Source organism: Halomonas sp. ML-15, assembly GCF_014779595.1.
Taxonomy (GTDB): Bacteria; Pseudomonadota; Gammaproteobacteria; order Pseudomonadales; family Halomonadaceae; genus Franzmannia.
In genome coordinates this window covers 218,736-243,491 of record NZ_JACXZT010000001.1, presented here as the reverse complement: position 1 = coordinate 243,491, position 24,756 = coordinate 218,736, and the positions used below count along the sequence as shown (strand labels likewise).

Sequence of the window (24,756 nt, the reverse complement as noted above, 5' to 3'; positions counted from 1 at the left end):
TCGATCGCCGTGATGCGGCATCCAACGGTGCCGGCGGCAAGTGGCAACAACAACAATTGGAGAATCACCATGAAGAGCATTATTCGTAAGCGTGTCGTTAAAGGTACCGGTGTCGCTGTTGCCGGACTCTCGGCGCTGGCAGTGGCGGTCGCCGCCCATGCCGAAGGGCAGACGTTGAATATCGTCTCCTGGGGTGGCGCCTACAGCATGAGCCAGGAGCGCGCCTATCATGAACCGTGGATGGAGATGACCGGCGACGAGATCGTCAATATCGACCAGAGCGCCAATGCCCTGGCCGGACTGCGCTCTCAGTCCCAGGCGGGCAATGTGACCTGGGACCTGGTCGACATGCTGCCGGCGGATGCCATGATCGCCTGCGCCGAGGGGTTGATCGAACCGCTGGATCACGACGAGCTACTGGCCGATGCACCGGACGGTACGCCGCCCAGCGAGGACTTCGTCGACGGCGCGTTGGGTGAGTGCTTTGTCGCCTCGATCGTCTATTCGAATATTGTCGCCTTCAATAGCGACATGTTCCCGGAGGATGCTCAGCCCAGCACCATCGAGGACGTCTTCGATCTCGAGAATTATCCCGGCCAGCGTGCTTTGATGCGGCGTCCGATCAATAACCTCGAGTGGGCGCTGATCGCCGATGGTGTGGACCGCGACGACGTCTATGACATGCTCGAGACCGAGGAGGGCATTCAGCGCGCCTTCGACAAGCTCGATACCATCAAGGACAGCGTGATCTGGTGGGAAGAGGGTGCTCAGCCGCCACAGCTGCTGGCTGACCAGGAGGTCGCTTTCGCCTCGGCCTATAACGGCCGTATCTTCGACGCCATGGTCAGCGAGAATCAGCCGTTCGAGATCATCTGGGATGCCCAGGTGTTCGAGCTGGACGGCTGGGTCGTGCCTACCGGCAAGCTGGACAAGGTCCGCGACTATCTCTACTTCGCCACCGATACTCAGCGGCTGGCCGATCAGGCCCAGTACATCTCTTATGGCCCGGCGCGGCTGTCCTCTTCTGACCTGGTCTCGACCCATGCAGAGAGCGGCATTGAGATGGAAACCCACATGCCGACCTACGAGCCCAACTTCGCCACGGCGATTCAGAAGGACGACGAGTTCTGGGCCGACTACCTCGACGAGTTGAGCCAGCGCTTCGACGCCTGGCTGGCACAGTAAGACCTCACGCCGCGCCACTCTTCGAGTGGCGCGGCGTCTTTTTTCCTGCCGACTGACTGATGGTGAGGTCCGCGTGTCTGACTCTGCTGCTCCGCTGACCACGGCCGATGGTGTGCCGCTCAAGGTCAGCCTGCGTCGCGCTGTACGACGCTCCAAATTCAAGGCGCTGCTGCTGGTATCGCCGTTACTGCTGTTCTTGATGATTGCCTTCGTGATTCCGATCTTCGAGATGCTCTCGCGTAGCGTGGCGAATCCTGAGGTGGTCAATCATCTGCCGCGCACCGTTGCAGCGCTGGAAGACTGGGACCGCCAGGACGTTCCCGGTGAGCCGGTGTTCGAAGCGCTGGTCGAGGACCTTCTCGAGGGGCAGGAAGCCCGCAATCTGGGGCTGCTGGCCAGCCGCCTCAACTATGAACGCTCCGGCATGCGCTCGGCGATCAACCGCACGGCGCGGGGGCTGCGGACCATGGATCCACCCTATCGCGAGGGCGTCATCGAGGCCAACGCGCGCTGGGGAGAGTTGGATACCTGGAAGATCATTCAGCGCGAGGCGCGCTTGTACACGCCTTCCTATTATCTGGCGGCAGTCGACCGCCAACTGTCACCGGACGGGCAGATTACCCGAGCCCCTGACAATCTGCAGATTCACGTCAATCTGTTCTGGCGGACGTTCTGGATGAGTGGCTTGATCACGCTGATGACGCTGCTGCTCGGCTACCCGATTGCCTTCTTGCTGGCGAGTCTCCCGCTGCGACACTCCAACCTGTTGATGATTCTGGTATTGCTGCCGTTCTGGACCTCGCTGCTGGTGCGTACGACTACCTGGATCGCCATTCTGCAGTCCCAGGGGGTGTTGAACGATGTGATGGTGTTCCTCGGTGTGATTGCCGATGAGGCGCGTTGGCAGATGATTCACAACAAGATCGGTACGGTGGTGGCGATGACGCATATCCTCTTGCCGTTCATGATTCTGCCACTCTACTCGGTAATGAAGACCATCCCACCGAGCTACATGCGTGCGGCCAGGTCGCTGGGCGGGAAACCGTTTCTCAGCTTTCGGCGCGTCTATTTCCCGCTCACCATACCGGGGATGGCGGCCGGGGGAATCCTGGTATTCATCCTGTCGATCGGCTACTACATTACGCCGGCGCTGGTGGGCGGACAGTCGGGACGCTTCATTACCAACTATATCGCCTATCACATGCAGACCTCCTTGAACTGGGGCCTGGCGGCAGCGATAGCATCGATTCTGCTGCTCGTGGTGGTGGTGTTCTACATGGTCTTCAATCGCCTGATCGGCGTCGACAAGGTCAAACTGGGGTAAGACATGGCGATTCCTTCCTATGCCACTCGCGGTGAGCGAATCTGGTACTACGTGTTTCGTGGGATCTGCGCGCTGATCTTTCTTTTTCTGATCGGCCCGCTGTTGATCATCATCCCGCTGTCGTTCAATGCGCAGCCTTACTTCACCTTCAGCCAGGAGATGTTGACCTTCGATCCGGCAGGCTATTCGCTACGCTGGTACCAGGACTTCTTCACCTCCAGTCGCTGGCTGAATGCGATCAAGAACAGCTTTATCATTGGTATCGCATCGACGATCCTGGCAACCGTGCTGGGCACCATTGCCGCATTGGGGCTGTCGAGCCGACATATGCCGGCTCGGGGCCTGGTGATGGCGCTGCTGATCTCGCCGATGATCGTGCCGCTGATCATTTCCGCGGCTGCAATGTTCTTCTTCTTCTCGCGTATCAATCTGGCGCAGACCTACCTCGGCGTGATCCTGGCACATACCGCGCTGGGCATTCCGTTCGTGGTGATTACCGTCACTGCGACCCTGTCGAGCTTCGATACCACGCTGATTCGCGCGGCCCACAGCCTGGGCGCCAATCCTACCCGGACCTTCTTCAAGGTGGTGCTGCCGCTGGTGACCCCAGGAGTGGTATCGGGGGCGCTGTTCGCCTTTATCACCTCTTTCGACGAGGTGGTGGTGGTGCTGTTCATTGCCGGGCCGGAGCAGCGCACCATGCCGATCCAGATGTGGTCGGGGATTCGCGAGCAGATCAGCCCGACCATTCTGGCCGTGGCGACCCTGCTGGTGTTGCTGTCGATGATGATGCTTACCACCCTCGAGCTGCTGCGCCGGCGCGGTGAGCGCCTGCGTGGGGTGACGCCCGGCTGATGTTGTCTCGCTGGTGGAGGTGACGCTGCGCCCGGCCTTGGCCGGGCGCAGCCATTTGTGGTCGAACATGGCTAAAGATCGGTGAAGCGGGGCCGATAGTTTGAATTGACCACCAACGCCAAGCCTTTTCCCATGACCGGTTGTCAGCAAGGCTGGTAAAAAGGTAGCCATCGATAAAGAGGAACCCTCACATGAGTGCGATGCGTGGAGCGGCCGCCTATGGCCGCGGAGCTAATGCCTACGCCAAGGTCGGCGTCGAGAGTGGCGTGATGTCAGCCAGCCCACACCAGCTGATCGTGATGCTGTTCGATGGTGCGTTGGCATCGATTCGGGCGGCACGGATTCATATGCAGAACGGCAATGCGGCAGAGAAGGGCAAGGCCATCTCCAAGGCGCTGGATATCGTCAATAACGGCCTGATGGCCGCGCTGGACGCCGAACGCGGCGGTGAGGTCGCGCAGCGTCTGGCGTCGCTCTACGACTATATTGCCCGCCTGCTGCTGGCGGCCAATCTGCGTAACGATGAGCAGAGTCTCGAGGAAGCGTCCAAGCTGCTCGACGATATTGGCACCGCTTGGCGTGATATTGGCACCCAGCCTGGCATGCAAGCGAGCGGCCAGTGAGCGGGCAGGATCGCCATGGGTTGTCGGCGGCAGACAAGCAGGCCTTGGTCATCAAGTGCTATGAAGCGCTGCGTGCACAGGCCGATGACATGCTGAAGCTGGCGCGTGATGAAGCGTGGGGAGAGCTCATCGAGCTGCAATCACGCTATGTGATCGAAGTGGAGCGCCTGTCGCGGATGGAGCAGGAGCTGGTGCTCGACGCCCCTCATCGCCAACGCAAGGCGGCGCTGCTCGAGGCCATTCTCGAACGTGACCGCGAGGTGCGGGAGCGACTGGTGGCGCGCCGTGACGAGCTGGGAGCACTGATTGGCACCAGTCAGCGCAGGCGCGACCTGAGTCGGGCCTATCGCACCGCCAGCGGCACTAACGTCGTCGACGCCGAGTATGTGTTCGTCGGCAACCGTGAAACGCCAGGCGCCTCGTGAGTGGCATCACTCCGCTGCTCGACACTCTGCTGCATCAGGTGCTGGGCAAGCGCGTCGATGTGCCGGTTCAGCGTGAGCTGAATGAGCCGGTTCGTCCTACCGACCCGAGTCGTGCCACTCGGGCGGTACATAGTGACTCGCGCCTCGACTCGCGCCAGCCTGGTCTGCCAGGGCTGGGCGGTGCTGCCGCGCGCGAAGGCACTAGCCTTCCCGGGCCGGCGATGCCCACCGGCAATGCCCCCACCTCCACCCATACCCACTTCAGCCAGTCGGCACGTACCATTGCCGATATTCTGATGAAGTTTCCCGCACCGCCCTCGGCGCTGCGCCCCGCCGTGCCGCTGATCGCCTCGGCTCAGCAGGCAGACGTCTCCGCCGGACAGCTGGCAGCGCAGCTGAAAGCGTCGATCAACCAGAGCGGTCTGTTCTACGAATCTCACCTCGGGCGCTGGTACCGCGGTGAGTTGCCGCGCCAGGCGCTCGAGGCCCAGCCCCAGATGCAGCTCAGCCAGGGGGCGCGGGCGGTGCCTGCTGCACCGGTGCTGGTGACGCCTCCCGGGAGTGTCATGCAGTGGCCGGCGGCGCCCCAGTCGCCGCGCGGTGCGCTGGTCTTCAGCGGCCCCTTCTTGCCGGTGAGTACTCCGGCTACGCTGGCCGGGCTGGGCGCCGCATCAGCCCCGCAGCAGGGCGGGGCGGCGTCCGCTGGCGCAGGCGCCATGATGGGAAATATACCGTTATCTACGCCGGCGCCTCCGTCTGTCCAGCAAGGCCTTTCAGGCGCGCCACTCAGTGCCAATTCGCCGCCGCAGATGTTGCCGGCCCAAGCCGCCGCAGCCTTTGCCGCCCAGGCCGCGGAGATTGCCGAGCCGAGCGCTATGCGCGCCGGCGGCGGCCTTGTCGAGTCGGCTAATGAGCTGTTGCAGGGGATGATTCGACACCAGCTGGAAGTCTTGGTGACGCCGGTACTGCGCTGGGAAGGCGATGTGTGGTCGGGCATTTTCATGGCGCTGATGATTCAGCTGCCCGATGAGCGTGAGCGTCGCTCGCAGGGTGACGAGGACGCCGGCCAGGCGGATGAGGAGCCGGCTTGGCACTCTACGCTGTCGCTGACGCTGCCCGCGCTGGGCGAGATCCAGGTCGACCTGCGTCTCAAGGGGGAGCGGGTAGCGCTGACGCTGGAGAGCGCCTCGCAGCAGGTGGTGGAGCGCCTGGAGGGGGGCAAGGAGGTCTTGCACGATCGCCTGACCGCGCGTGGATTCAGCCAGGTATCGCTGCTGGCTCGGCTGCGGGTAGACGAGGAGGAGCGATATGAGTGAGCGCGGAAGGCCCCGGCGACGCCAGGCCGTCGCGTTGGCCTATCAGGAGAGCGATGGAGCGCCGCGGGTGCTGGCGCGGGGGTATGGTGATCTGGCTGAGCGCATCATTGCCGAGGCGCGGCGTCAGGGCCTCTTCGTGCATGACGCCCCGGAGTTGGTCAGCCTGTTGATGCAGCTCGACATCGATGAGCGGATACCGCCGACCCTGTATGAAGTGATCGCGGAGCTGCTGATCTGGGCCCGTGAGCTGTCGGTGGAGGAAGAAAAGCGTCAGTGATGGGAGACAAATTGTAATAAATTGTCTCTGTATACAAGGCGTGATGTCGCTAATTCGATACGGCGAAATTTTGCAATTTCGCTTAACGTCCTGTTTTCCCTTCCTTATGTAGCATCTGATCCAGGTCAAGCCGTGCGACGTTTTCATCAGGCCGTTGAGTCTGGGTGTTGAAAGGCATCATGAAAAAGTCTCACACTATGTCCATCCTAATCTGTACCAGTTGCTGGTACTCGAGGCGGGAGCCTAAAGGGCAAAAAATTATAAGGGCATAGCATCTGAACTGCCCAGAGCCACGAGAGCTCGGCCTGAAAACGAATAATCGCAGGGAACACTTACATGACTACCGACACCATTCTGGACGAAATCCAGGACCTCAACCTGTCCTACCTGCTGCTGGTGCAGCGCCTGATCAGCGAAGACCGTGCATCGGCGATGTTCCGTTTAAAACTCACCGAAGAGATGGCTGACCTGTTGGCGACACTCTCAGCCAAGCAGCTGAGCAAGCTGTCGCGTACCAATCAGTTGCTGTGCCGACTCTGCTACGACGATCCCGATCAACTGCGTAAGCTGACCCATAATCAGCGCGAGCAGGGCCTCTCCCAGACCCACGCGGCGCTGCTGATGGCGGCTGCGCCAGCGGGCCTGACTGCGCTTCGGGAGGGGTAGTCATGGCGGACAAGAGCCTGGTGACCGAGATGCGGCAGGTGCAGATGGCTATCGAGTTGATTGAGCTCGGGGCCCGCCTGCAGGTGTTGGAGACCGAGACTGATCTGAGTCGGGCGCGGCTGATTCGCCTGTACAAGGAGGTGCGCGGCATGTCACCGCCCAAGGGGATGCTGCCGTTCTCCACTGACTGGTTCATCACCTGGATGCCCAACGTCCACTCCTCGCTGTTCTACAACATCTATCTACGTCTCAAGCAGGATCACGGTTGTGATCGAATGGAGGCGTTCGTCAAAGCGTTCCGGCTCTATCTCGAACAGGTCGAGCTGGACGATGCCGAGCCGGTCTTGGGTCTGACTCGTGCCTGGACGCTGATTCGATTCTTCGAGAGCGAAATGCTCGAGCTGAACCCCTGCACTAGTTGCGGTGGCCATTTCGTGGCCCACGCTCATACCCCATGCCATGACTTTGTATGCGGTATCTGCCAGCCCCCCTCGCGGGCGGGTAAGACCCGCAAGCGCCTGGCCGCGGCCAAGGCCAAGGCGGTCTCGTCATTCGAGCCCTCCGCGATAGTTACCTCCGTGCGCTGATTCTCCCGGTGCCATGCCAGCCCCGCGCCTTCCGGCGCGGGGCTTTTCGTTTCCAAGGTGGCTGCAGCGACACAAGTTTTTATCGACTCGCCCTCAAGCCAGCCGGGTTTATGCCGATAACTGTGTTTAAGCCACCCATGCCGTAGCAAAGGATACAGGTCGTGCTGATACCTATTGGATTTTTGATCGTTGCTTTCTCCGTATTCGGCGGCTTTGCGCTTGCCGGCGGCAACCTCGGGCCTCTTTACCAGCCCACCGAGATCCTGATGATCTGTGGCGCGGCGCTAGGTGCCTTCATCGCTGCCAACAACGGCAAGGCGATGATCGCGACCCTGCGAACTACCTCCAAGCTCAAGCGCACGGTGAAGTACAACAAGGAAACCTACATGGAGCTGATGGCCCTGCAGTACAAGCTGCTGGCCAAGGCCCGCCGCGACGGCATGCTGGCCATCGAGCGAGATATCGATAACCCCCAGGAGAGCCCGCTGTTTTCGGAGTATCCCAAGATTCAGGCCGATCCGATGATCATGGGCTTTCTCACCGATTACCTGCGGCTGATGATCAGCGGCAACATGGATCCGCACCAGATCGATGAGTTGATGGAGCATGAGATCGAGGCGTTCGAGCATGAGGCGCATATTCCTGCCGATGCGCTGGCCAAGGTCGGCGATGCGCTGCCGGCATTTGGTATCGTCGCGGCGGTGCTCGGGGTCATCAAGGCATTGAGTGCTGCCGATGCGGGGCCCGATGAGATGGGCTACATGATCGCGCATGCGCTGGTGGGGACCTTCCTGGGTATTCTGCTCGCCTATGGCTTCGTCAATCCGTTGGCGAGTCGCATCGACCGCCAGGTCAATGAAGCGGTCAAGATGCTGCAGTGCATTCGTGTGACGCTGCTGGCAAGTCTCAACGGCTACGCTCCCCAACTGGCAGTGGAGTTCGGGCGCAAGGCGCTGCATACCGCCGAGCGTCCGACCTTCAATGAGCTTGAAGATCACGTCCGCGCTGCCAAGAGCACTGGTACGGGGGGCGCATGAGCGAGGATCGCCGCCCAATCATCATCAAGCGCAAGAAGGTCGTCCACGCGCATCACGGGGGCAGTTGGAAGATTGCCCTGGCCGATTTCATGACTGCGATGATGGCGCTGTTCCTGGTGCTGTGGATTCTGGCCACGGCCAGCGAGGAGCAGCTGCAAAGCGTTGCCGAGTATTTTAGTACCCCCCTGTCGGTGGCGATTGCCGGCGGCGATCGCACCTCCTCCAGCGACAGCGCGATTCCTGGTGGTGGTCCTGATCCGGCGCATGAAGAGGGTGAGCGGATGCGCATCGACATGCGCACCCAGAGTCGCAGCAGCGATGAGATCCGGCGCTTCCGCAATCTTCAGCAGCGTATGGAGACCCTGATCGAAGGGGATCCGCAGCTGCGTCAGTTGCGCCGCCAGATCCGCTTCGACATGACCCCCGAAGGGCTGCGAGTGCAGTTGGTGGATACCGAGCAGCGACCGATGTTCGAGGTGGGTAGCGATGCCGTGGCGCCCTACATGCGTGACCTGCTGCGCGCCATCGCACCGCTGCTCAACGAGATGGACAATCCACTGAGTCTGAGTGGGCATACCGATAGTCTGCCCTATGTTGGCGGTTACCGCGGCTACAGCAACTGGGAGCTCTCCAGCGACCGTGCCAACGCGTCTCGTCGCGAGCTGGTGGCCGGTGGACTCGACCCCGACAAGTTGTTGCGGGTGGCCGGCATGGGGGATCGTGTGCCGCTTTCCGACACGGCACCCGATGACCCGGTCAATCGTCGTATCGCCATTGTGGTGCTCGATGAGCGCTCGGCCGAGGCGATCCGCTCTCAGGGGCTGCCAGGTGGGGGGAGCGTGCCGTCACCAGCTGCCTCCCGGCTTGCCGATGAGATCGATACCTCGCCGGTCGAGGAGTTTCGTCAAGGGCTAGAAGAGACGCTGGGCGACGACTAGCGGTTTAACTATTCAGGGAACGCGCATGGATATCACCGACTTTTACGACACATTTTTCGAAGAGGCCGAAGAGCTTCTCGGCGATATGGAGCGGCATCTGCTGGAGCTGGATCTCGACGATCCAGACGCCGAGCAGCTCAATGCCATCTTCCGTGCCGCCCACTCGATCAAGGGCGGCGCCGGGACCTTCGGCTTCGATGTGCTGCAGCACACCACCCATCTGTTCGAGAACATTCTCGATCATGCTCGTCGCGGTGAGCTGGCGCTGCGCCGCGACATCGTCGACACCTTTCTGGAAACCAAGGATATGCTTCACGACCAGCTGGATGCCTACCGAAACGGCGCACAGCCTGACGCCGAAGCTTATGCACGGATCTGTCAGACTCTGCAAAAGATGGCGCTCGATGAGATGGGCGTCGATGTGGATGAGGGCGCGCCGGCACCGGCAGCCAAGTCGGAACCCACGCTGACGGCGGCTGCTGAGCCGGAACCCGAAGAGACTGGCGATGCGGCGCCAAGCGGCGACCATCTCGAGGTGGCGCTGGTCAAGGTGGCCGACAAGGATCGTGAGCTGCTGGTCGAGGAGCTGGGGCAACTGGGCGAAGTGCTGTCACAGCGCAGCGACGGCGAGCGTTACCTGGTAACCCTCGACACCAGTGCCAGCGCCGATGATATCGAGGCGGTGATGTGTTTCATCATCGACCCCGATCAGGTCGAGGTGCGTACGCTTTCTGCAGCTGCTGCTCAGGGCGAGCAGGGCGATACACCGCCGCCGCCGGCGCCGACACAACCACCGGCGAAGGTCGAGGCCGAGGCCGAGGCCGAAACCGAAACCGAAACACCTGCTGCATCAGCAGCGAAGACCGTGACCGCCAAGCCGCCGAGCAGCAAGCCCAAGGCCAAGGGCGGCGCCGGCGAGTCGACCTCGATACGGGTCCCGGTCGACAAGGTCGACCAGATCATCAATCTGGTCGGTGAGTTGATCATCACACAGTCGATGCTCGACCAGACCGCCAGTGAGCTGGATGGCGTGGCGCATGGGGCGATGGTCAACGGCATGAGCCTGCTGCAGCGCAATGCGCGGGATCTGCAGGAGGCCGTGATGTCGATCCGCATGGTGCCGATGGACTATGTGTTCAGCCGCTTTCCGCGACTGGTGCGCGACCTGGCAGCCAAGCTCGACAAGGATGTGGAGCTGGTCGCCGAGGGCAAGTCCACCGAGCTCGACAAGAGCCTCACCGAGCGCATCATCGATCCGCTGACCCACCTGGTCCGCAATAGCCTCGACCATGGCATCGAGACGCCCGACAAGCGCGAGGCGGCAGGCAAGCCACGCACCGGCCGGCTGACCCTTTCCGCTCAGCATCAGGGCGGCAATATCCTGATCGAGGTCATCGATGATGGCGCCGGCCTCAATCGTGAAAAACTGCTGACCAAGGCCCGCGAGAATGGCCTTAGCGTATCGGACAGCATGAGCGACGACGAGGTCTGGCAGCTGATCTTCGCGCCGGGTTTCTCCACTGCCCAGGAAGTCAGCGACGTCTCCGGACGCGGCGTGGGCATGGACGTGGTCAAACGCAATATCCAGACAATGGGCGGTCACGTCGAGATTCTGTCACGTCCCGGCGAGGGTACCACCACGCGCATCGTGCTGCCGCTGACCCTGGCGATCCTCGACGGCATGTCGATCAAGGTCGGAGAAGAGATCTTCATCCTGCCACTGGGGGCGGTGCTGGAGTCACTGCAGCCTACCGAGGAGGAGCTGTACGCCATGGCCGGCGACGACATCCTGCTCAAGGTGCGCGATGAGTACCTGCCGGTGATCGCCGTGCATGAGGTGCTCGATGTCGAAAATGCGCGAACCAAGCTCACCGAGTCGATTGCGGTGATCGTGCAGGGTGAGGGGCGTCGCTATGCGCTGCTGGTGGACGATCTGATCGGTCAGCAGCAGGTGGTGGTCAAGAATCTCGAAACCAACTATCGCAAGGTCCCCGGCGTGTCTGCCGCGACCATCCTCGGCGATGGCAGTGTTGCGCTGATCCTCGATATCGCCGACATGCACCGCCTGAGTCGAACCAAGAAAGAGGCGCGTCACGCCTCACGTTTTCCCGCGGGCGTCAACGCCCCCGTGCCTTTCAAGGAGGTAGAACCGTCATGACCAGCAACCTCAATGCCGCTAACGTCGCTGCCGCCGATGCGCACAGCCGTGAATTTCTGGTGTTCTCGTTGGGCGAAGAGGAGTACGCCGTCGATATCCTCAAGGTGCAGGAGATTCGCGGTTACGAAAACGTCACGCGGATTGCCAATGCGCCAGATTTCATCAAGGGCGTCACCAATCTGCGCGGTGTGATCGTGCCGATCGTCGACCTGCGCATCAAATTCCACCTCGACAGCGTCGAGTACGGCGGCCAGACCGTGGTGATCGTGGTCAATGTCGGCGAGCGTATCGTCGGCATCGTGGTCGACGGGGTGTCCGACGTGATGAGCCTGACGCCGGAACAGATCAAGCCGGCACCCGAGTTCGGCGTCACCCTGTCGTCTGACTATCTCAGCGGGCTGGGCAGTCTCGAGGATCGCATGCTGGTGCTGGTCGACATCGAGAAGCTGCTAACCAGTGAAGAGATGGCGTTGGTCGATCATGTCGCCGAGTAAGGCGCAAACGTCACGGCTTGTCGTAGAGGAATCGTGAAGTAATGCAGATGACGACGAACAAGAAGTTGTGGAGTTTGCTTGGAGGAATCTGGCTGGCAATGCTGATGCTGGTTGGATGGATGAATTGGGAGAATCGCCAGACGATCGAGAGCGAACGGCGCGATAGCGTACGCTACGTCATCGAGAGCGTCATGAGTCAGCTGGAATCGCTGCAGCAGCGTGTCGTGGCCGGTGAGCTGAGCGAGGAGGAGGCTCAGCAGCGTGCACTGGCCAATCTGGATAGCGTACGCTTCGGGGAAGACGAATATATCTTCGCTTTCGACAGCGAGATGCATATCGTGTCCCACGCCAGGCGCAGCGCTGGCGATGACATGAGTGGATTCGAGGACCCACGGGGTAACCGTACCTATGCCAATCTACTCGATATAGCACGCAGTGAGGGGGGCGGCTTCGTCGAGTATTACTCGCGTCGCGCAGGGGGTGAGGAGCAATCGGCCAAGGTCAGCTATGTAGAGCGTTTTCCAGAGTGGGACTGGTATGTCGTCACCGGTGTCTATATCGACGACATCAACGCTGCGTTCATAACCGGTCTGTTGCGCTCGGCAGTCATCCTGCTGGCGATCGGGGTGCCCCTGACACTGCTGATGGGGCTGGTGATTCGCGATGTTTCCAGGCGTCTAGGCGGCGATCCCCGCTATGCGGCTGAAGTGGTAACGCTCATCGCAGATGGTGACCTGACGCATCAAGCTGCACTTAGAGAGGGTGATCGCGACAGTCTGCTATACGATATCAACCGCATGCGCGAGGCGCTGGTTAGCACTATCGGCGATATTAACCGCAGCGCCGATGACGTTAGCTCGGCTGCGGTGCAGATCACTGCAGGCAACGATGAGCTGTCGGCTCGCACCGAGCAGCAGGCGGCCTCCCTGGCAGAGACGGCCTCGAGCATGGAAGAGTTGACGGCGACAGTGAAGCAGAATGCCGAGAACGCCGAGCATGCGCGTTCGCTGGCCGAGGATACGTCACACAGCGCCCATCGCGGCCGGCAGTCCATGGAGACTCTGGTCTCCACCATGGAGAGCATCAACGCCAGTGCCAGCCAGATGAGCACGATTGTCGATACCATCGAGTCAATCGCCTTTCAAACCAATATTCTGGCCCTCAATGCCTCGGTCGAAGCGGCCCGTGCTGGCGAGGAGGGGCGCGGCTTTGCCGTAGTGGCTGGAGAGGTACGCAACTTGGCCAGCCGGAGCGCCGAGGCGGCGAGCGAGATCAAGTCCTTGATCGAGAACTCTGATAACCAGACCGCGGCAGGCAGCGAGCAAGCCCGTGATACCGGTGCCATCATCACCGGGATGGTCGATAGCATCACTCAACTGAGTACCTTGGTCAGCGAAATCTCGGCTGCCTCTGTCGAACAGAGTCACGGCATCGAGCAGGTCAACGAGGCCGTCACCCAGATGGATCAAATGACTCAGCAGAATGCGGGATTGGTGCAGGAGAGCGCGTCGGCCTCCCAGCGCATGGAGGCGCAGAGCAGTCAGCTACGACAGCACATCGCACGCTTTCGCATTGCGGATGCCGAGTCGCGGGCTGGCGACTATCAGTGGCAGCCTACTGCACGCTTGCAGCTGCCCGAGGCGACCACCTGATCACCAGCGTGGCTGCTCGTGACCACCTCAGGAGGCTTCGGCCTCCTGTTTTATTTGGATATTTCCCTTTCAGTCTAAAGACCTGGGCTTTATTGCCGATAGTTGATAAGTGGCCCTTTTAAGCATGCCTGTGCGCTGGCGAGCTAGCGCCGATGGGGGTTGGTAATGTCGAAATGGAGAAACAACTGACGTGAAGTTACTCGACAACATGACGGTACGAGTGAGCTGGGGCCTGGTACTGGCCGTGTTTGCGGTGCTGGTTGGCGTGCTTAGTGCACTCGGCCTGTATGCCGTGAATCACGGGCAGGGGGCGATGGCGACCTTCAATCAGGTCAACGTCGATCAACAGTCGACGCTCAATCGTGCCAACTCTCAGCTGCTGTCGGCACGCCTGGCGATGGCGGATGTGGGGGAGGCACTCGAAGCTGCTTCCGGCCGAGGTGAGACCGAGACGGCCCGTGAGCGCGCCGCCGGCATGTCTGCCGAGCTTGACCGTGTCGATGCGGTGTTCGACGAATTTCTGGCACTGCCGGTGCGGGAGCAGCATCTGGTGTTGATCGAGGAGGTCGAGGCCAGCTACAGGGCCCTGATGGAGGACGCGCTGCGTCCCCAGCAAGCGGCACTGGCCGCCAATCGGTTAGCGGATTATCGCGATCTTCAGGCGGACAGCAATCGCCTTACCGAGCGGTTCTACAGCGATTCAGTGGCCTTCTTCCACACCGCCGAAGCGGAAGGAGCGTCTCTCTATGAAGGCTTCAATCGGGTCGCGGATCTGGTGCAGTACGCCATCATCGCCGTGCTGCTTGCCTCGGCCGCGACCATCGTGATCGTACTGTGGGGTGTGACCGTCAATGTGATTCGTCCGCTCAAGCGAGTGGTGGCGCACTTCGAGCAGATCGCCAAGGGCGACCTGTCGGCATCCATCGAGCAGCGCGGCAACAACGAGATCGGCCAGCTGTTCGCCTCTCTCAAGCATATGCAGGAGGGGCTTTCGACCACGGTCAGCAGTGTGCGCACCAGCAGCCAGTCGATCTTCTCCGGCTCCCAGGAGATCGCGCACGGCAATAATGATCTTTCCGCGCGCACCGAACAGCAGGCCGCGTCCATCGAGGAGACCGCCTCGAGCATGGAGGAGCTCACTTCGACAGTCGGCCAAAACGCCGATAACGCTCGCCAGGCCAGCCAGTTGGCTACCACTGCCTCGCAGACTGCCAGCCGTGGGGGCGAGGTGGTCGGCGACGTGGTCAGCACCATGCGCGAGATCAGTGAGAGCTCGCACAAGGTCACCGAGATCATCAAGGTGATCGACTCGATCGCCTTCCAGACCAACATCCTGGCGCTCAACGCCTCGGTGGAAGCGGCGCGCGCCGGCGAGCAGGGCCGTGGCTTTGCGGTGGTCGCCGGTGAGGTGCGCAACCTGGCAGGGCGCAGCGGCGAGGCGGCCCGCGAGATCCGTACGCTGATCGAGGCCTCGGTGAGCAAGGTCGAGGCGGGTACCACGCTGGTGGATCAGGCCGGCAAGACCATGACCGAGATCGTCGACTCGGTGCAGAAGGTCACCGATATCATGGATGAGATCGCGTCGGCCTCCCAGGAGCAGAGCAACGGTATCGGCCAGGTCAATCAGGCTATCACCCAACTCGATCAGGTGACCCAGCAGAACGCCACGCTGGTACAGCAGGCGGCGAGTGCGGCAAGCGAACTCGAGCTGGAATCGAGCCGGCTGCGTGAGGCCGTGTCGGCCTTCCGCTTGGCTCAGACGGCCGAGCGGGCCAGTACCGCTCGCCTGGAGGCCTCGCGTCCGGCACTGGGTGCGCCCGAGGAGCGGCCGCGGTCGCCACGGGCCAGCTCGCGCCAGCCAGAAACCGAGTGGGAAGCCTTTTAAACCATGTCAACGATCATCGTCGCGGCAGTTCCGGGGGAAATAGAATGAAGAATAATCAGCCAGTTACGCAGCGTGAATATGTGCTCGACGATGAGCATTTCCTGATTTCGCGCACTGATCTCAAGGGGCGTATTACCTACGCCAATCCCGCCTTTATCGAGGTCAGCGGTTTTACCCAGGCGGAGTTGATTGGGGCGCCGCACAATCTGGTGCGCCATCCAGACATGCCGACCGAGGCTTTCGCCAACCTTTGGCAGACGCTGCAGGCCGGCGAGACCTGGCGCGGGTTGGTCAAGAACCGGCGCAAGGATGGTGACCACTATTGGGTCGATGCCAATGTCACACCGATCATCGAGAACGGCCAGGTGGCCGGCTATACCTCGGTACGGATCAAGGCCGAGCGTGACGCGATCGAGCGTGCCGAGACCGCCTATCGACAGCTCCGCGAAGGCCAGGGCAAGCATCTGACCCTGGAGCGTGGCGCGCTGCGGCGGCGTGGGCTGGCGGGAATGGCGGCGCGGATCAACCTGCGCACCCTACGCGCCAGAATGACCGGCATGGTGGTGGTGGCGGTGACGCTGCTGGTGGCTAGCGGTAGCCTGGGGCTCTACGGGCTGCAGGTTTCCGGCGAGCGTTTGCAGACGCTGAACCGCGACGGTCTCGGGGATGTCGCGCGCCTGCAGCAGGTCGACCAGCTGCTGACCCAGGGGCGGCAAGGCATGGATCGACCGATCAGCAACGCCATGAGCGCCGACGTCGAGGCCGCGAGACGTGATACTCAGGCGGTGGTTGATCGCATCGACGAGATCTGGGCCGAATTCACTGCCCGCGAAATCAACCAGACACCTGAGGTGGCAGCGTTCGGCGAACAGCTCGAGCACGTCATGCAAGATGGCCTGATGATGTCGGTGCACTATCTGGAAGAGCGCGACTACTATCAGGCTTACACCGCCCACAACGAGATCAGTAACGAAGTGGGCCAGGAGTTGGCCGGCGATATCAATACGCTGATTGCCGACAAGCAGGCCGATGCCCAGGCGCTGGCCGCCGAAGCCGAGGCCGGCCAGCAGATGATGTTGGTGGCTCAGGCTGGGGTGCTGTTGGCAGGGTTGTTGCTACTGATCGGTATGGGGCTGATGACCATTCGCGCGGTGGTCAGGCCGTTGCGCGAGGCGATGAACTTCACGCTGCAGATTGCCGGTGGCAACCTTGCCGCTGAAGTGCCGGCGCGCCGCAACGATGAAGTCGGGCGACTGCTCGGTGCGTTGGATACCATGCGCAAGAGTCTTGGCAGTATCGTCGGCGACGTCAATCAGGGCGTTAAGGTGGTAACGCCGGCGGCGCGTGATATCGCCAGTGGTAACGAGGATCTGTCGTCGCGCACCGAGCAGCAGGCCGCTTCGCTCCAGCAGACCGCGTCGAGCATGGAGGAGATGACCGCCACCGTGCGCCAGAACGCCGACAATGCGCGACAGGCCAGCGGCCTGGCGGTGGAAAATGCCAGCAGCGTGCGTAGCACCGGTGAGGTGATGAACGACGTGGTCGAGACCATGCAGCGCATCACCGAGAGTTCGCGCAAGATGAGCGAGATCATCGGTGTGATCGACTCGATCGCGTTCCAGACCAACATCCTGGCGCTCAACGCCTCGGTGGAAGCGGCACGGGCCGGTGAACAGGGCCGCGGCTTCGCCGTGGTCGCCGGCGAAGTGCGCAGCCTGGCCGGGCGTAGCGCCGATGCCGCCCGCGAGATTCGCCAGCTGATCGACGGTTCGAACGCCGAGATCGACAGCGGTGCCAAGCTGGTCAAGCGTGCCGAGACGTCGATTGGCGAGGTGGTGTCCTCGGCCACTCGGGTCAACGACATCATGGGTGAGATCACCGCCGCCTCGGACGAGCAGAGTGGCGGGATCACCCAGATCAACCAGGCCATCGCCCAGATGGACGAAGTGACCCAGCAGAATGCCGCCCGGGTTCAGGCCTCGGCGCATGCTGCCGCCGAGCTTGAGAGCCAGGCACTGATGCTGGCCAACGCGGTGGCAGCCTTCCGCCTGCGTGGTGCGGGTATGGAGGAGGTAAAGCGCGCCGAGGCCGCGAACGCCTCGCTCCAGCATCTGGAACAGCGCGTCGAGGCCCGAGCAGAGCGCATCGAGCGTCAGGTCGAGCGCATCGATGATGGCGAAGCGCGTGATACCCAGGCACGGCATAAACCCACCGCCAAGGCGTCTCAGCCGGCTACCGCTGATGATTGGGAGGAGTTTTGAGCAGACTGCCGCCGCGACAGGAGGCCAGCGGATCCGGCTGGGCCTCAAGTAGTAGCCTACTGGAGCGGGATCTCGAGCTCACTGAAAGCGATTTTACCCGCATCCGTGAGCTGATTTACCAGCGCGCCGGTATCGTACTTGCCGAACATAAGCGCGAGATGGTTTACAGTCGTCTTGCCAAGCGTCTGCGCCATCACGGCCTTACGCGCTTCGGGGACTATCTGGCGCGGCTCGAGCGTCAGCCGGCGGCCAAGGAGTGGGAGGCCTTCACCAACGCCTTGACTACTAACCTCACCGCGTTCTTTCGTGAGGCGCATCACTTTCCGTTGCTGGCCGAGCATGTGGCGCGTCAGAGCGGCCCGGTCCGGGTCTGGAGCGCGGCAGCGTCGACCGGCGAGGAGCCGTATTCGATTGCCATGTGTCTGACGGAAGCGCTTGGGCCACGGGCCAAGGAGGCACGGGTGGTGGCAACCGACATCGATACCGACGCCCTGGAGCGCGCCCGCGCCGGCATCTATCCAATGGAGCAGGTGCGTAAGCTCGATGAGGCGAGGGCCAAGCGCTTCTTTCTCAAAGGCGGAGGAGAGCGGATTGGCCTGGCCAAGGTGCGTCCCGAACTGACTGAGATGGTCGACTTCGAACCGCTCAACCTGCTGGCGCCGAACTGGTCGGTGAAGGGGCCCTTCGACGCGATCTTCTGCCGCAACGTCATGATCTATTTCGACAAGACGACCCAAGCCAAGATCCTGGCGCGTTTTGCTCCGCTGTTGAAGCCCGACGGCTTGCTGTTTGCAGGACATTCCGAGAACTTTTCCTATATCAGCGAGGCGTTTCGGCTGCGAGGCCAAACCGTCTACGTGCTCAACCCGGCGCGTTGAGCGTGGCGGCCCCTCTGTCGTAGGGGCTGCCTCCTCTAACGGCTCTCTCCGCATCACTGCAACTCACCCCATCGCCCAGACGGCCCCAGCGTAGGGCCGACGACAATGGCGGCGTCGGCGCTTGTGAATGATTATCAATATTGCCATTTTGGTAGATAACACGGTATGTCGCTCGGCGATAGAGCGCCCCGAACTTGCTGAATAGAGAGGATGTCAAACACGCGACGCTAACACATCTGTTACGAAAAAGTGATGATGGAGGGTGTCGTTGCATTGCACCACTGCGCTGATCCGTGTTATCTGCATGTTTTTAATGGAAAAAACTCTGGTATTAGAAAAGTGGTACTGCAGTATGGTAAAAACACGCTAGGTAACATAACTTTACTAATATGGGTTGCTGAGCCATCATGACGTTTAGTGGGGTGTATCTCGCGCCGTGCGTCTAAGCCCGGCTACATTCACATCACCGGAGACAGGTACGATGAGCCAAGGCAAAGGAACGGTCCTGCTGGTCACGGAGCACAATCCTCAGTCACAACTATTTGTCGACTATCTTCATCGTCAACTCGAATGCCCCGTACTAATCGTATCCACCAATGATTTCATGGAAGTAGGTGGTGGGGGGAGAACCGTGGTGCTTCTGGATCATGACCATCTGGAAGGGAGTGTCATGCAAGCATGGCAGACGTCCTACTTTGACCATCCTGAATGGATGCTGACGGCGTTGAATCTCAAGGACGAAGACCACGCCCAAGAGCTTTCGATGTTCATGAACTTGCATGGCGTGTTCTATCGAAATGATACGCTGGAATTAATCTGCAAGGGAATCGAGACGCTGCTGGTGGGTGACATGTGGATGTCACGCTCATTGATGGCACGATTGATCGACAACTACCGTCTCCATCATATTAATTCCTACCGACGTCCCGCTTGTGGACTTACACAGCGCGAACTAGAGATCATCGGATTGCTCGGCTCTGGGGCTTCCAACGTGGAAATGGCCGATCAGCTATTCGTTAGCGAGCATACTGTCAAGTCACACCTTTATAACATATTTCGCAAGATCAATGTTCACAACCGTCTTCAGGCGGCCAACTGGGCAAGGCAGCACCTTGGCGTGCCACCTCCTCTAGGCGCGTACAGCAGCAAGCTGATAAATTCGAATGTGAGCTACACATGAACAGGTTGGCGGTCTCAAGCTCCACCCGCTATTGAGTCTGCCCCTGCTCGTGGTGACGAGGATGCCACGTCATCACCGACGATAACAGATCATGGAAGAGGGCGAGATTTCTCCGGCAGGCGATCAGTTTCAACATGCCCAGATACCACTGCCGCAGGTTTGTAAGAGACACCACAGCTCCGAATGCTAGTCGCGGTATTTCTATCGTGTTTGGTGTGGATAAGTGAAGTTATCATATGGTGTTCATGCGAGTGCATGCACTACCTCCGGCGTGGTAAAAGAATTTCTTTATCCTCACGTTTAGTCCTCTGCCGCAGCGTGCTGCAGCCGTGCGTAAGACTGGTGCTGGCCCTCTAAGAACGAATGATCATTATACTCAAGATAATATTTATCATTCGTTGAGGGTCCGAACGAGAGGGTGATGAAATGGCTGTCGCTATCCATATCATCAAACCGATTGATAGCCGTGGAGTCTATTCCCCATTCGGCTCATGTGTCGTTCGCCTATGACTCATATGCATTAATAGCAAGCACTCGCTTGCGCATCCGTATCGGGTCCAGTCCTGGCGGGTGCGCCGTACCAGCAAGCAGCGCAAGCCATGGCGTAGAGACCCAATCCGCATGCTTACATCGGCGCGGGCCATCTCGTCCTGGACGCTAGGGGCAGAATGGGCTCCTCACCCCGCACTTTCCATACGGATTTTCCGCAAACGCCTAAAGTCTTCCTGACACGCGCCGATATCTCGAGTCATGGTGCCTCACGAGGTGTGGCCGCGGCTTGTTGTTGTTAAGGAGGTCTGCCTTGAGTGCAGCCAAGATCAAGGTGCTATGTGTCGATGATTCTGCGTTGATTCGTGATCTGCTCAGCGAAATCGTCAATAGCCATGACGATATGGAAGTGGTCGCGGTAGCACCTGACCCGCTCGCCGCACGCGATCTGATCAAGCAGCACAACCCTGATGTGTTGACCCTGGATGTCGAGATGCCGCGCATGGATGGTCTCGATTTTCTCGAGCGGCTGATGCGGCTGCGGCCGATGCCGGTACTGATGGTCTCGTCGCTGACCCAGGCCGGCTCGGAAGTGACGCTACGCGCGCTGGAGCTTGGTGCGGTGGACTTCCTGGCCAAGCCGGCTCTGGGGATTCGCAGTGGGATGCTCGATTACGCCGAGCTGATCGCCGACAAGATACGTGCGGCGGCACGCTCACGGCCGCGTCAGGCGCGACGCAGTGACAGTCCGGCGCCCAAGGCGCTCAAGGCGCCTCTGATCAGCAGTGAGAAGCTGCTGATCATTGGCGCCTCAACCGGTGGTACTGAGGCGATTCGGCATGTGCTGGAACCGCTGCCCGCCAACAGTCCGGCGATTCTGATCACTCAGCACATGCCCGGGGGGTTTACTCGGTCGTTTGCCGAGCGTCTCGACAAGCTGTGTCGGATCACCGTCAAGGAGGCCCAGGAGGGCGAGCGGGTGCTGCCTGGGCATGCCTATATCGCCCCCGGTGATCAGCATCTCGAGCTGGCGCGCAGCGGCGCGAATTATGTAGTGCGGCTCAACGATGGACCGCCGGTCAATCGCCATCGGCCGTCGGTGGATGTGCTGTTCGATTCGGCGGCCAAGCAGGCGGGTCGCAACGCCATCGGCGTGCTGCTCACGGGGATGGGCAAGGACGGCGCCAAGGGCCTGTTGACCATGCGGCAGGCCGGCGCAGTGACCCTGGCCCAGGACGAAGCGAGCTGCGTGGTGTTTGGCATGCCTCGCGAGGCGATTGCCCTGGGCGGTGCCGCCGAGGTGGTCAGCCTCGATGACGTTGCCCCGCGCCTGATGGCGCTAGTGGCAGCGTCGGGCCGTGCCCAGCGCGTATAGGGTGGTACGCCCCACCCATGAGAACAACGCCAGTCTGTCGCTTAGCGGCCGGATTGGCATAAAAAATACCATTAAGGAAACGCCGGGATGATGGGATTATTGCGCAACCTCAAGATCAGCCTGCTGGTAAACGTGGTACTGGCCGCCTTTATCGTGATGTTCGGTGCGCTGCTGGTGCTGAGTACGCTGGAATCGCGCAGCGCCAACCAGACCATCGATCTGCAAACACTGGTCAGCGATCATCAGCTCAACGAGTTCAACCGCGCCGAGGCGTTGCTTAACCAGGGGCGGGTCAACCTGGAGGCGGGTCTGGGGCATATGATGGTTGGCCGTATGGGGGACGCTCGCGAGGCGGGCGAGACCGCCGAAGAGTTCCTGGCGCGCGCTCAGGTACGGCTCCAGAATTTTATCGACGCGCCTAAGAGCCCTGAGGGAGAGACCCTGGCCGCGCCTGTCATTACCCATTTCGAGACGCTGCTGGTAATGGCCACAGAGCAGGTCGAGAGCCTGGACCAGATGGATACCAGTGGCTTTGCCCAGGTAAGGGCGGATATGGAAGCGCCCGGTGCCCAACTGGCCGAGGCGTCCGAAGCGTTTGTGACGCATGCTGACCAGCGCATCGCGGAGCAGCGTGAGTCCTATGACAGTCAGTCCCAGCTATTTGCCTGGTTCGAGATCGCCATGCTGGTGCTGGTGGCGCTGCTGGTCATGGTGCTGTTCGTGGTGCTGCGGGCGCTGCTGGTCAAACCGTTGGGACGGGCGGTGGAGAGCCTGGAGCGGATTGCCGAGGCGGACCTCTCCGAGGAGATTCAGGTCAAGGGCCGCAATGAGATCGGCCAGCTGTTCAACGCGATGCGCAATATGCAGCAGAGTCTGATGCGCATCGTCGGCGACGTGCGCCAGAGCAGCAATTCGATCCATGTCGGCACTCGCGAGATCGCTGGCGGTAACGCCGACCTCTCCTCGCGTACGGAGCAGCAGGCCGCTTCCCTCGAGGAGACCGCCACCAGCATGGAAGAGTTGACCGCGACGGTGAAGCAGAATGCCGACAACGCCCGTCAGGCCAGCGGGCTGGCGTTCGAGGCCTCGAGCACAGCCGGCCGCGGCGGCGAGGTGGTTGATCGTGTCATCACCACCATGCATGGTATCTCCGGCAGTTCCAAGAAGATCGCCGATATCACCGGGGTGATCGACTCGATCGCTTTCCAGACCAATATTCTGGCGCTCAACGCCTCGGTGGAGGCGGCGCGGGCCGGCGAGCAGGGCCGTGGCTTTGCCGTGGTGGCTGGTGAGGTGCGCAACCTGGCCGGGCGCAGTGCCGATGCCGCCAAGGAGATCAAGGGGCTGATCGAGAGCTCGGTATCCCAGGTGCAGGAGGGGTCGACGCTGGTCGAGCAGGCCGGCGAGACCATGCAGGAGGTGGTGGCCGCGGTCAAACGCGTCACCGATATCATGGATGAGATTTCGGCGGCCTCTCAGGAGCAGAGTGACGGTATCGAGCAGGTCAGCCAGGCCGTCAGTCAGATGGATGAGGTGACCCAGCAGAACGCTGCGCTGGTGCAGCAGGCGGCGGCAGCGGCGGTATCGCTTGAAGACCAGGCCAATCGTCTCGAGCAGGCGGTGGCGGTGTTCCGCATCCAGGGCGGCGCTCAGCACCAGGCGCTGCCTGTGGGTGAGCGTGACGCCGACCGTGAGACGCCTGCCCGACTGGCGCAACCGTCGTCCAAGGCGCCTGAGCCAGCCAAGCGCTCGCGCCGCGAAGCCGTGACCGAAGACGACTGGGAAGAGTTCTGATCGCGTCGCTAACGACGCAATGACCTAAGCGGGCCGGCGCCGCCGGCCCTGATTGACCGCCATGACGTAACGAGGAAGACCAATGGCCGACAAGAACATGAGTATTCTGGTGGTGGACGATTTTCCGACCATGCGTCGGATCGTACGTAGCCTGCTCAAGGAGCTGGGATTCACCAACGTGGAAGAGGCCGAAGACGGTCAGGACGGGCTGTCGAAGCTGCGCAGCGGCAATTTCGAGTTCGTGGTCTCGGACTGGAACATGCCCAACCTCGATGGTCTGGAGATGCTCAAGCAGATCCGCGCCGATGATGCCCTCAAGGACCTGCCGGTATTGATGGTGACCGCCGAGGCCAAGAAGGAAAATATCATTGCCGCCGCTCAGGCCGGCGCCAACGGCTATGTCGTCAAGCCGTTCACTGCCGCGACCCTTGAAGAGAAGCTCAACAAGATCTTCGAAAAGCTGGGTATGTGAGCGGGGTGAATTCACTCACCGTGGGCCATTAGCCGGCCTCAAGGAGAAAACGATTATGAGCGATGCACAGCGTGCGTCTGCCCAGGGGGCGGCCGGCAGCGATGATCTGGTTCAGCGCATCGGCCACCTGACCCGAATGCTGCGCGAAAGCATGCGCGAGCTGGGCTTGGAGAAGGAGATCGAGCGTGCTGCGGAGGCAATTCCCGACGCTCGCGACCGTCTGAGCTATGTGGCGTCGATGACCGAGCAGGCCGCCGAACGGGCGCTCAATGCGATTGACCGCGCTCAGCCAATTCAGGATGCGATGGGCGAACAGGCCGAGGCGCTCGACAAGCAGTGGCAGGCCTGGTTCGAGAATCCCATGGAGCTCGACGAGGCCAAGGCACTGGTCCAGGATACCCGCGCCTATCTCGGCAAGGTGCCGGCCCAGACTCAGGCCACCAATGCTGAGTTGATGGAAATCATGATGGCACAGGATTTCCAGGATCTGACGGGCCAGGTCATCAAGAAGATGATGGAGATGATCCGTGAGATCGAGCATCAGCTGGTGCAGGTGCTGCTCGATAGCGTGCCCGCAGGCGAAGAGCGCGAGAAGCTCCAGCGCCGCGCCGATGGTCAGTGGCAAGCCGATGCCAAGAAGCGCGAGGAGTCATTGCTCAACGGACCGCAGATCAAGCCGGAAGGTGCCGACGTGGTCAGTTCCCAGGACCAGGTCGACGACCTGCTAGACGACCTCGGCTTCTAGGCCGGCAGTAGATACTCTCCCCCAGATAGCGCCCGCAGCGCGGTAGTCGTGAATAAAGCCACGATTCGCCGCGCTTTTTGGCGTATCACCCTTGCCTCTCTTTCTCGACAATGGCCAGCGTCCACCCCTCAGCTTCGTGA

The 24,756-nt window shown here is 61.1% G+C and carries 22 protein-coding genes; all 22 read left to right on the top strand.

Annotated elements, in window-relative coordinates:
• Positions 1–69 precede the first annotated feature (69 nt).
• Positions 70–1,185 (top strand): extracellular solute-binding protein, encoded by a 1,116-nt coding sequence (locus IEI94_RS01160; RefSeq protein ID WP_191164741.1) that lies wholly within the window; start codon positions 70–72, stop codon positions 1,183–1,185.
• 73 nt (positions 1,186–1,258) lie between these two features.
• Positions 1,259–2,509, top strand: coding sequence for an ABC transporter permease (locus tag IEI94_RS01155; protein WP_318153335.1), 1,251 nt, complete (start codon positions 1,259–1,261; stop codon positions 2,507–2,509).
• Positions 2,510–2,512: 3 nt separating this feature from the next.
• Positions 2,513–3,364 carry an ABC transporter permease gene (locus IEI94_RS01150; protein WP_191164739.1) on the top strand — a complete coding sequence of 284 codons (852 nt, stop codon included), beginning with the start codon at positions 2,513–2,515 and terminating at the stop codon, positions 3,362–3,364.
• A 191-nt stretch (positions 3,365–3,555) separates the two neighbouring features.
• A complete protein-coding gene (gene fliS, locus IEI94_RS01145) occupies positions 3,556–3,987 on the top strand; it encodes a flagellar export chaperone FliS (protein WP_191164737.1) in 432 nt (143 codons plus the stop codon).
• Entirely contained in the window at positions 3,984–4,412 is a 429-nt protein-coding gene (locus IEI94_RS01140) for a flagellar protein FliT (protein WP_318153334.1), read from the top strand. The genes fliS and IEI94_RS01140 overlap by 4 nt, the downstream gene beginning before the upstream one ends.
• Positions 4,409–5,728, top strand: coding sequence for a flagellar hook-length control protein FliK (locus tag IEI94_RS22845; RefSeq protein ID WP_191164736.1), 1,320 nt, complete (start codon positions 4,409–4,411; stop codon positions 5,726–5,728). The genes IEI94_RS01140 and IEI94_RS22845 overlap by 4 nt, the downstream gene beginning before the upstream one ends.
• Positions 5,721–6,005 carry an EscU/YscU/HrcU family type III secretion system export apparatus switch protein gene (locus IEI94_RS01130; RefSeq protein WP_191164735.1) on the top strand — a complete coding sequence of 95 codons (285 nt, stop codon included), beginning with the start codon at positions 5,721–5,723 and terminating at the stop codon, positions 6,003–6,005. The genes IEI94_RS22845 and IEI94_RS01130 overlap by 8 nt, the downstream gene beginning before the upstream one ends.
• A 336-nt stretch (positions 6,006–6,341) precedes the next feature.
• Entirely contained in the window at positions 6,342–6,671 is a 330-nt protein-coding gene (gene flhD, locus IEI94_RS01125) for a flagellar transcriptional regulator FlhD (RefSeq protein WP_191164734.1), read from the top strand.
• 2 nt (positions 6,672–6,673) lie between these two features.
• Complete coding sequence (gene flhC / locus IEI94_RS01120) at positions 6,674–7,258, top strand: flagellar transcriptional regulator FlhC (protein WP_191164733.1); 585 nt, start codon at positions 6,674–6,676, stop codon at positions 7,256–7,258.
• A 161-nt stretch (positions 7,259–7,419) separates the two neighbouring features.
• Positions 7,420–8,295 carry a flagellar motor stator protein MotA gene (motA, locus tag IEI94_RS01115; protein WP_191164732.1) on the top strand — a complete coding sequence of 292 codons (876 nt, stop codon included), beginning with the start codon at positions 7,420–7,422 and terminating at the stop codon, positions 8,293–8,295.
• Positions 8,292–9,233, top strand: coding sequence for a flagellar motor protein MotB (gene motB / locus IEI94_RS01110; protein ID WP_191164731.1), 942 nt, complete (start codon positions 8,292–8,294; stop codon positions 9,231–9,233). Before motA ends, motB begins: the two co-directional genes overlap by 4 nt.
• Positions 9,234–9,258: 25 nt before the next feature.
• Complete coding sequence (gene cheA, locus IEI94_RS01105; protein WP_191164730.1) at positions 9,259–11,391, top strand: chemotaxis protein CheA; 2,133 nt, start codon at positions 9,259–9,261, stop codon at positions 11,389–11,391.
• Positions 11,388–11,885, top strand: coding sequence for a chemotaxis protein CheW (cheW, locus tag IEI94_RS01100; RefSeq protein WP_191164729.1), 498 nt, complete (start codon positions 11,388–11,390; stop codon positions 11,883–11,885). The genes cheA and cheW overlap by 4 nt, the downstream gene beginning before the upstream one ends.
• A gap of 41 nt (positions 11,886–11,926) precedes the next feature.
• Entirely contained in the window at positions 11,927–13,537 is a 1,611-nt protein-coding gene (locus tag IEI94_RS01095; RefSeq protein ID WP_318153333.1) for a methyl-accepting chemotaxis protein, read from the top strand.
• A gap of 190 nt (positions 13,538–13,727) precedes the next feature.
• Positions 13,728–15,422 carry a methyl-accepting chemotaxis protein gene (locus IEI94_RS22840; protein WP_318153332.1) on the top strand — a complete coding sequence of 565 codons (1,695 nt, stop codon included), beginning with the start codon at positions 13,728–13,730 and terminating at the stop codon, positions 15,420–15,422.
• Positions 15,423–15,466: 44 nt separating this feature from the next.
• Positions 15,467–17,683 carry a methyl-accepting chemotaxis protein gene (locus IEI94_RS01085; protein WP_191164728.1) on the top strand — a complete coding sequence of 739 codons (2,217 nt, stop codon included), beginning with the start codon at positions 15,467–15,469 and terminating at the stop codon, positions 17,681–17,683.
• A 5-nt stretch (positions 17,684–17,688) separates the two neighbouring features.
• Positions 17,689–18,561 carry a CheR family methyltransferase gene (locus IEI94_RS01080; protein WP_224749882.1) on the top strand — a complete coding sequence of 291 codons (873 nt, stop codon included), beginning with the start codon at positions 17,689–17,691 and terminating at the stop codon, positions 18,559–18,561.
• Positions 18,562–19,042: 481 nt separating this feature from the next.
• Positions 19,043–19,741, top strand: coding sequence for a LuxR C-terminal-related transcriptional regulator (locus IEI94_RS01075; RefSeq protein ID WP_191164727.1), 699 nt, complete (start codon positions 19,043–19,045; stop codon positions 19,739–19,741).
• Between the two features lie 802 nt (positions 19,742–20,543).
• The gene (locus tag IEI94_RS01070) at positions 20,544–21,605 is read left to right on the top strand and encodes a protein-glutamate methylesterase/protein-glutamine glutaminase (RefSeq protein WP_191164726.1); all 1,062 of its coding nucleotides are present in this window, start codon (positions 20,544–20,546) and stop codon (positions 21,603–21,605) included.
• 87 nt (positions 21,606–21,692) lie between these two features.
• A complete protein-coding gene (locus IEI94_RS22485; protein WP_191164725.1) occupies positions 21,693–23,399 on the top strand; it encodes a methyl-accepting chemotaxis protein in 1,707 nt (568 codons plus the stop codon).
• Between the two features lie 82 nt (positions 23,400–23,481).
• Positions 23,482–23,871: a chemotaxis response regulator CheY gene (cheY, locus tag IEI94_RS01060; RefSeq protein ID WP_191164724.1), complete on the top strand. Its 390-nt coding sequence runs from the start codon at positions 23,482–23,484 to the stop codon at positions 23,869–23,871.
• 55 nt (positions 23,872–23,926) lie between these two features.
• Entirely contained in the window at positions 23,927–24,616 is a 690-nt protein-coding gene (gene cheZ, locus IEI94_RS01055) for a protein phosphatase CheZ (RefSeq protein WP_191164723.1), read from the top strand.
• Positions 24,617–24,756 lie beyond the last annotated feature (140 nt).

Coding starts and splice junctions, on each gene's coding strand:
- IEI94_RS01160 (WP_191164741.1), top strand. CDS start 70: ATGAAGAGCATTATTCGTAAGCGTGTCGTTAAAGGTACCGGTGTCGCT.
- IEI94_RS01150 (WP_191164739.1), top strand. CDS start 2,513: ATGGCGATTCCTTCCTATGCCACTCGCGGTGAGCGAATCTGGTACTAC.
- fliS (WP_191164737.1), top strand. CDS start 3,556: ATGAGTGCGATGCGTGGAGCGGCCGCCTATGGCCGCGGAGCTAATGCC.
- IEI94_RS01130 (WP_191164735.1), top strand. CDS start 5,721: ATGAGTGAGCGCGGAAGGCCCCGGCGACGCCAGGCCGTCGCGTTGGCC.
- flhD (WP_191164734.1), top strand. CDS start 6,342: ATGACTACCGACACCATTCTGGACGAAATCCAGGACCTCAACCTGTCC.
- flhC (WP_191164733.1), top strand. CDS start 6,674: ATGGCGGACAAGAGCCTGGTGACCGAGATGCGGCAGGTGCAGATGGCT.
- motB (WP_191164731.1), top strand. CDS start 8,292: ATGAGCGAGGATCGCCGCCCAATCATCATCAAGCGCAAGAAGGTCGTC.
- cheA (WP_191164730.1), top strand. CDS start 9,259: ATGGATATCACCGACTTTTACGACACATTTTTCGAAGAGGCCGAAGAG.
- cheW (WP_191164729.1), top strand. CDS start 11,388: ATGACCAGCAACCTCAATGCCGCTAACGTCGCTGCCGCCGATGCGCAC.
- IEI94_RS01095 (WP_318153333.1), top strand. CDS start 11,927: ATGCAGATGACGACGAACAAGAAGTTGTGGAGTTTGCTTGGAGGAATC.
- IEI94_RS01085 (WP_191164728.1), top strand. CDS start 15,467: ATGAAGAATAATCAGCCAGTTACGCAGCGTGAATATGTGCTCGACGAT.
- IEI94_RS01075 (WP_191164727.1), top strand. CDS start 19,043: ATGAGCCAAGGCAAAGGAACGGTCCTGCTGGTCACGGAGCACAATCCT.
- IEI94_RS22485 (WP_191164725.1), top strand. CDS start 21,693: ATGATGGGATTATTGCGCAACCTCAAGATCAGCCTGCTGGTAAACGTG.
- cheY (WP_191164724.1), top strand. CDS start 23,482: ATGGCCGACAAGAACATGAGTATTCTGGTGGTGGACGATTTTCCGACC.
- cheZ (WP_191164723.1), top strand. CDS start 23,927: ATGAGCGATGCACAGCGTGCGTCTGCCCAGGGGGCGGCCGGCAGCGAT.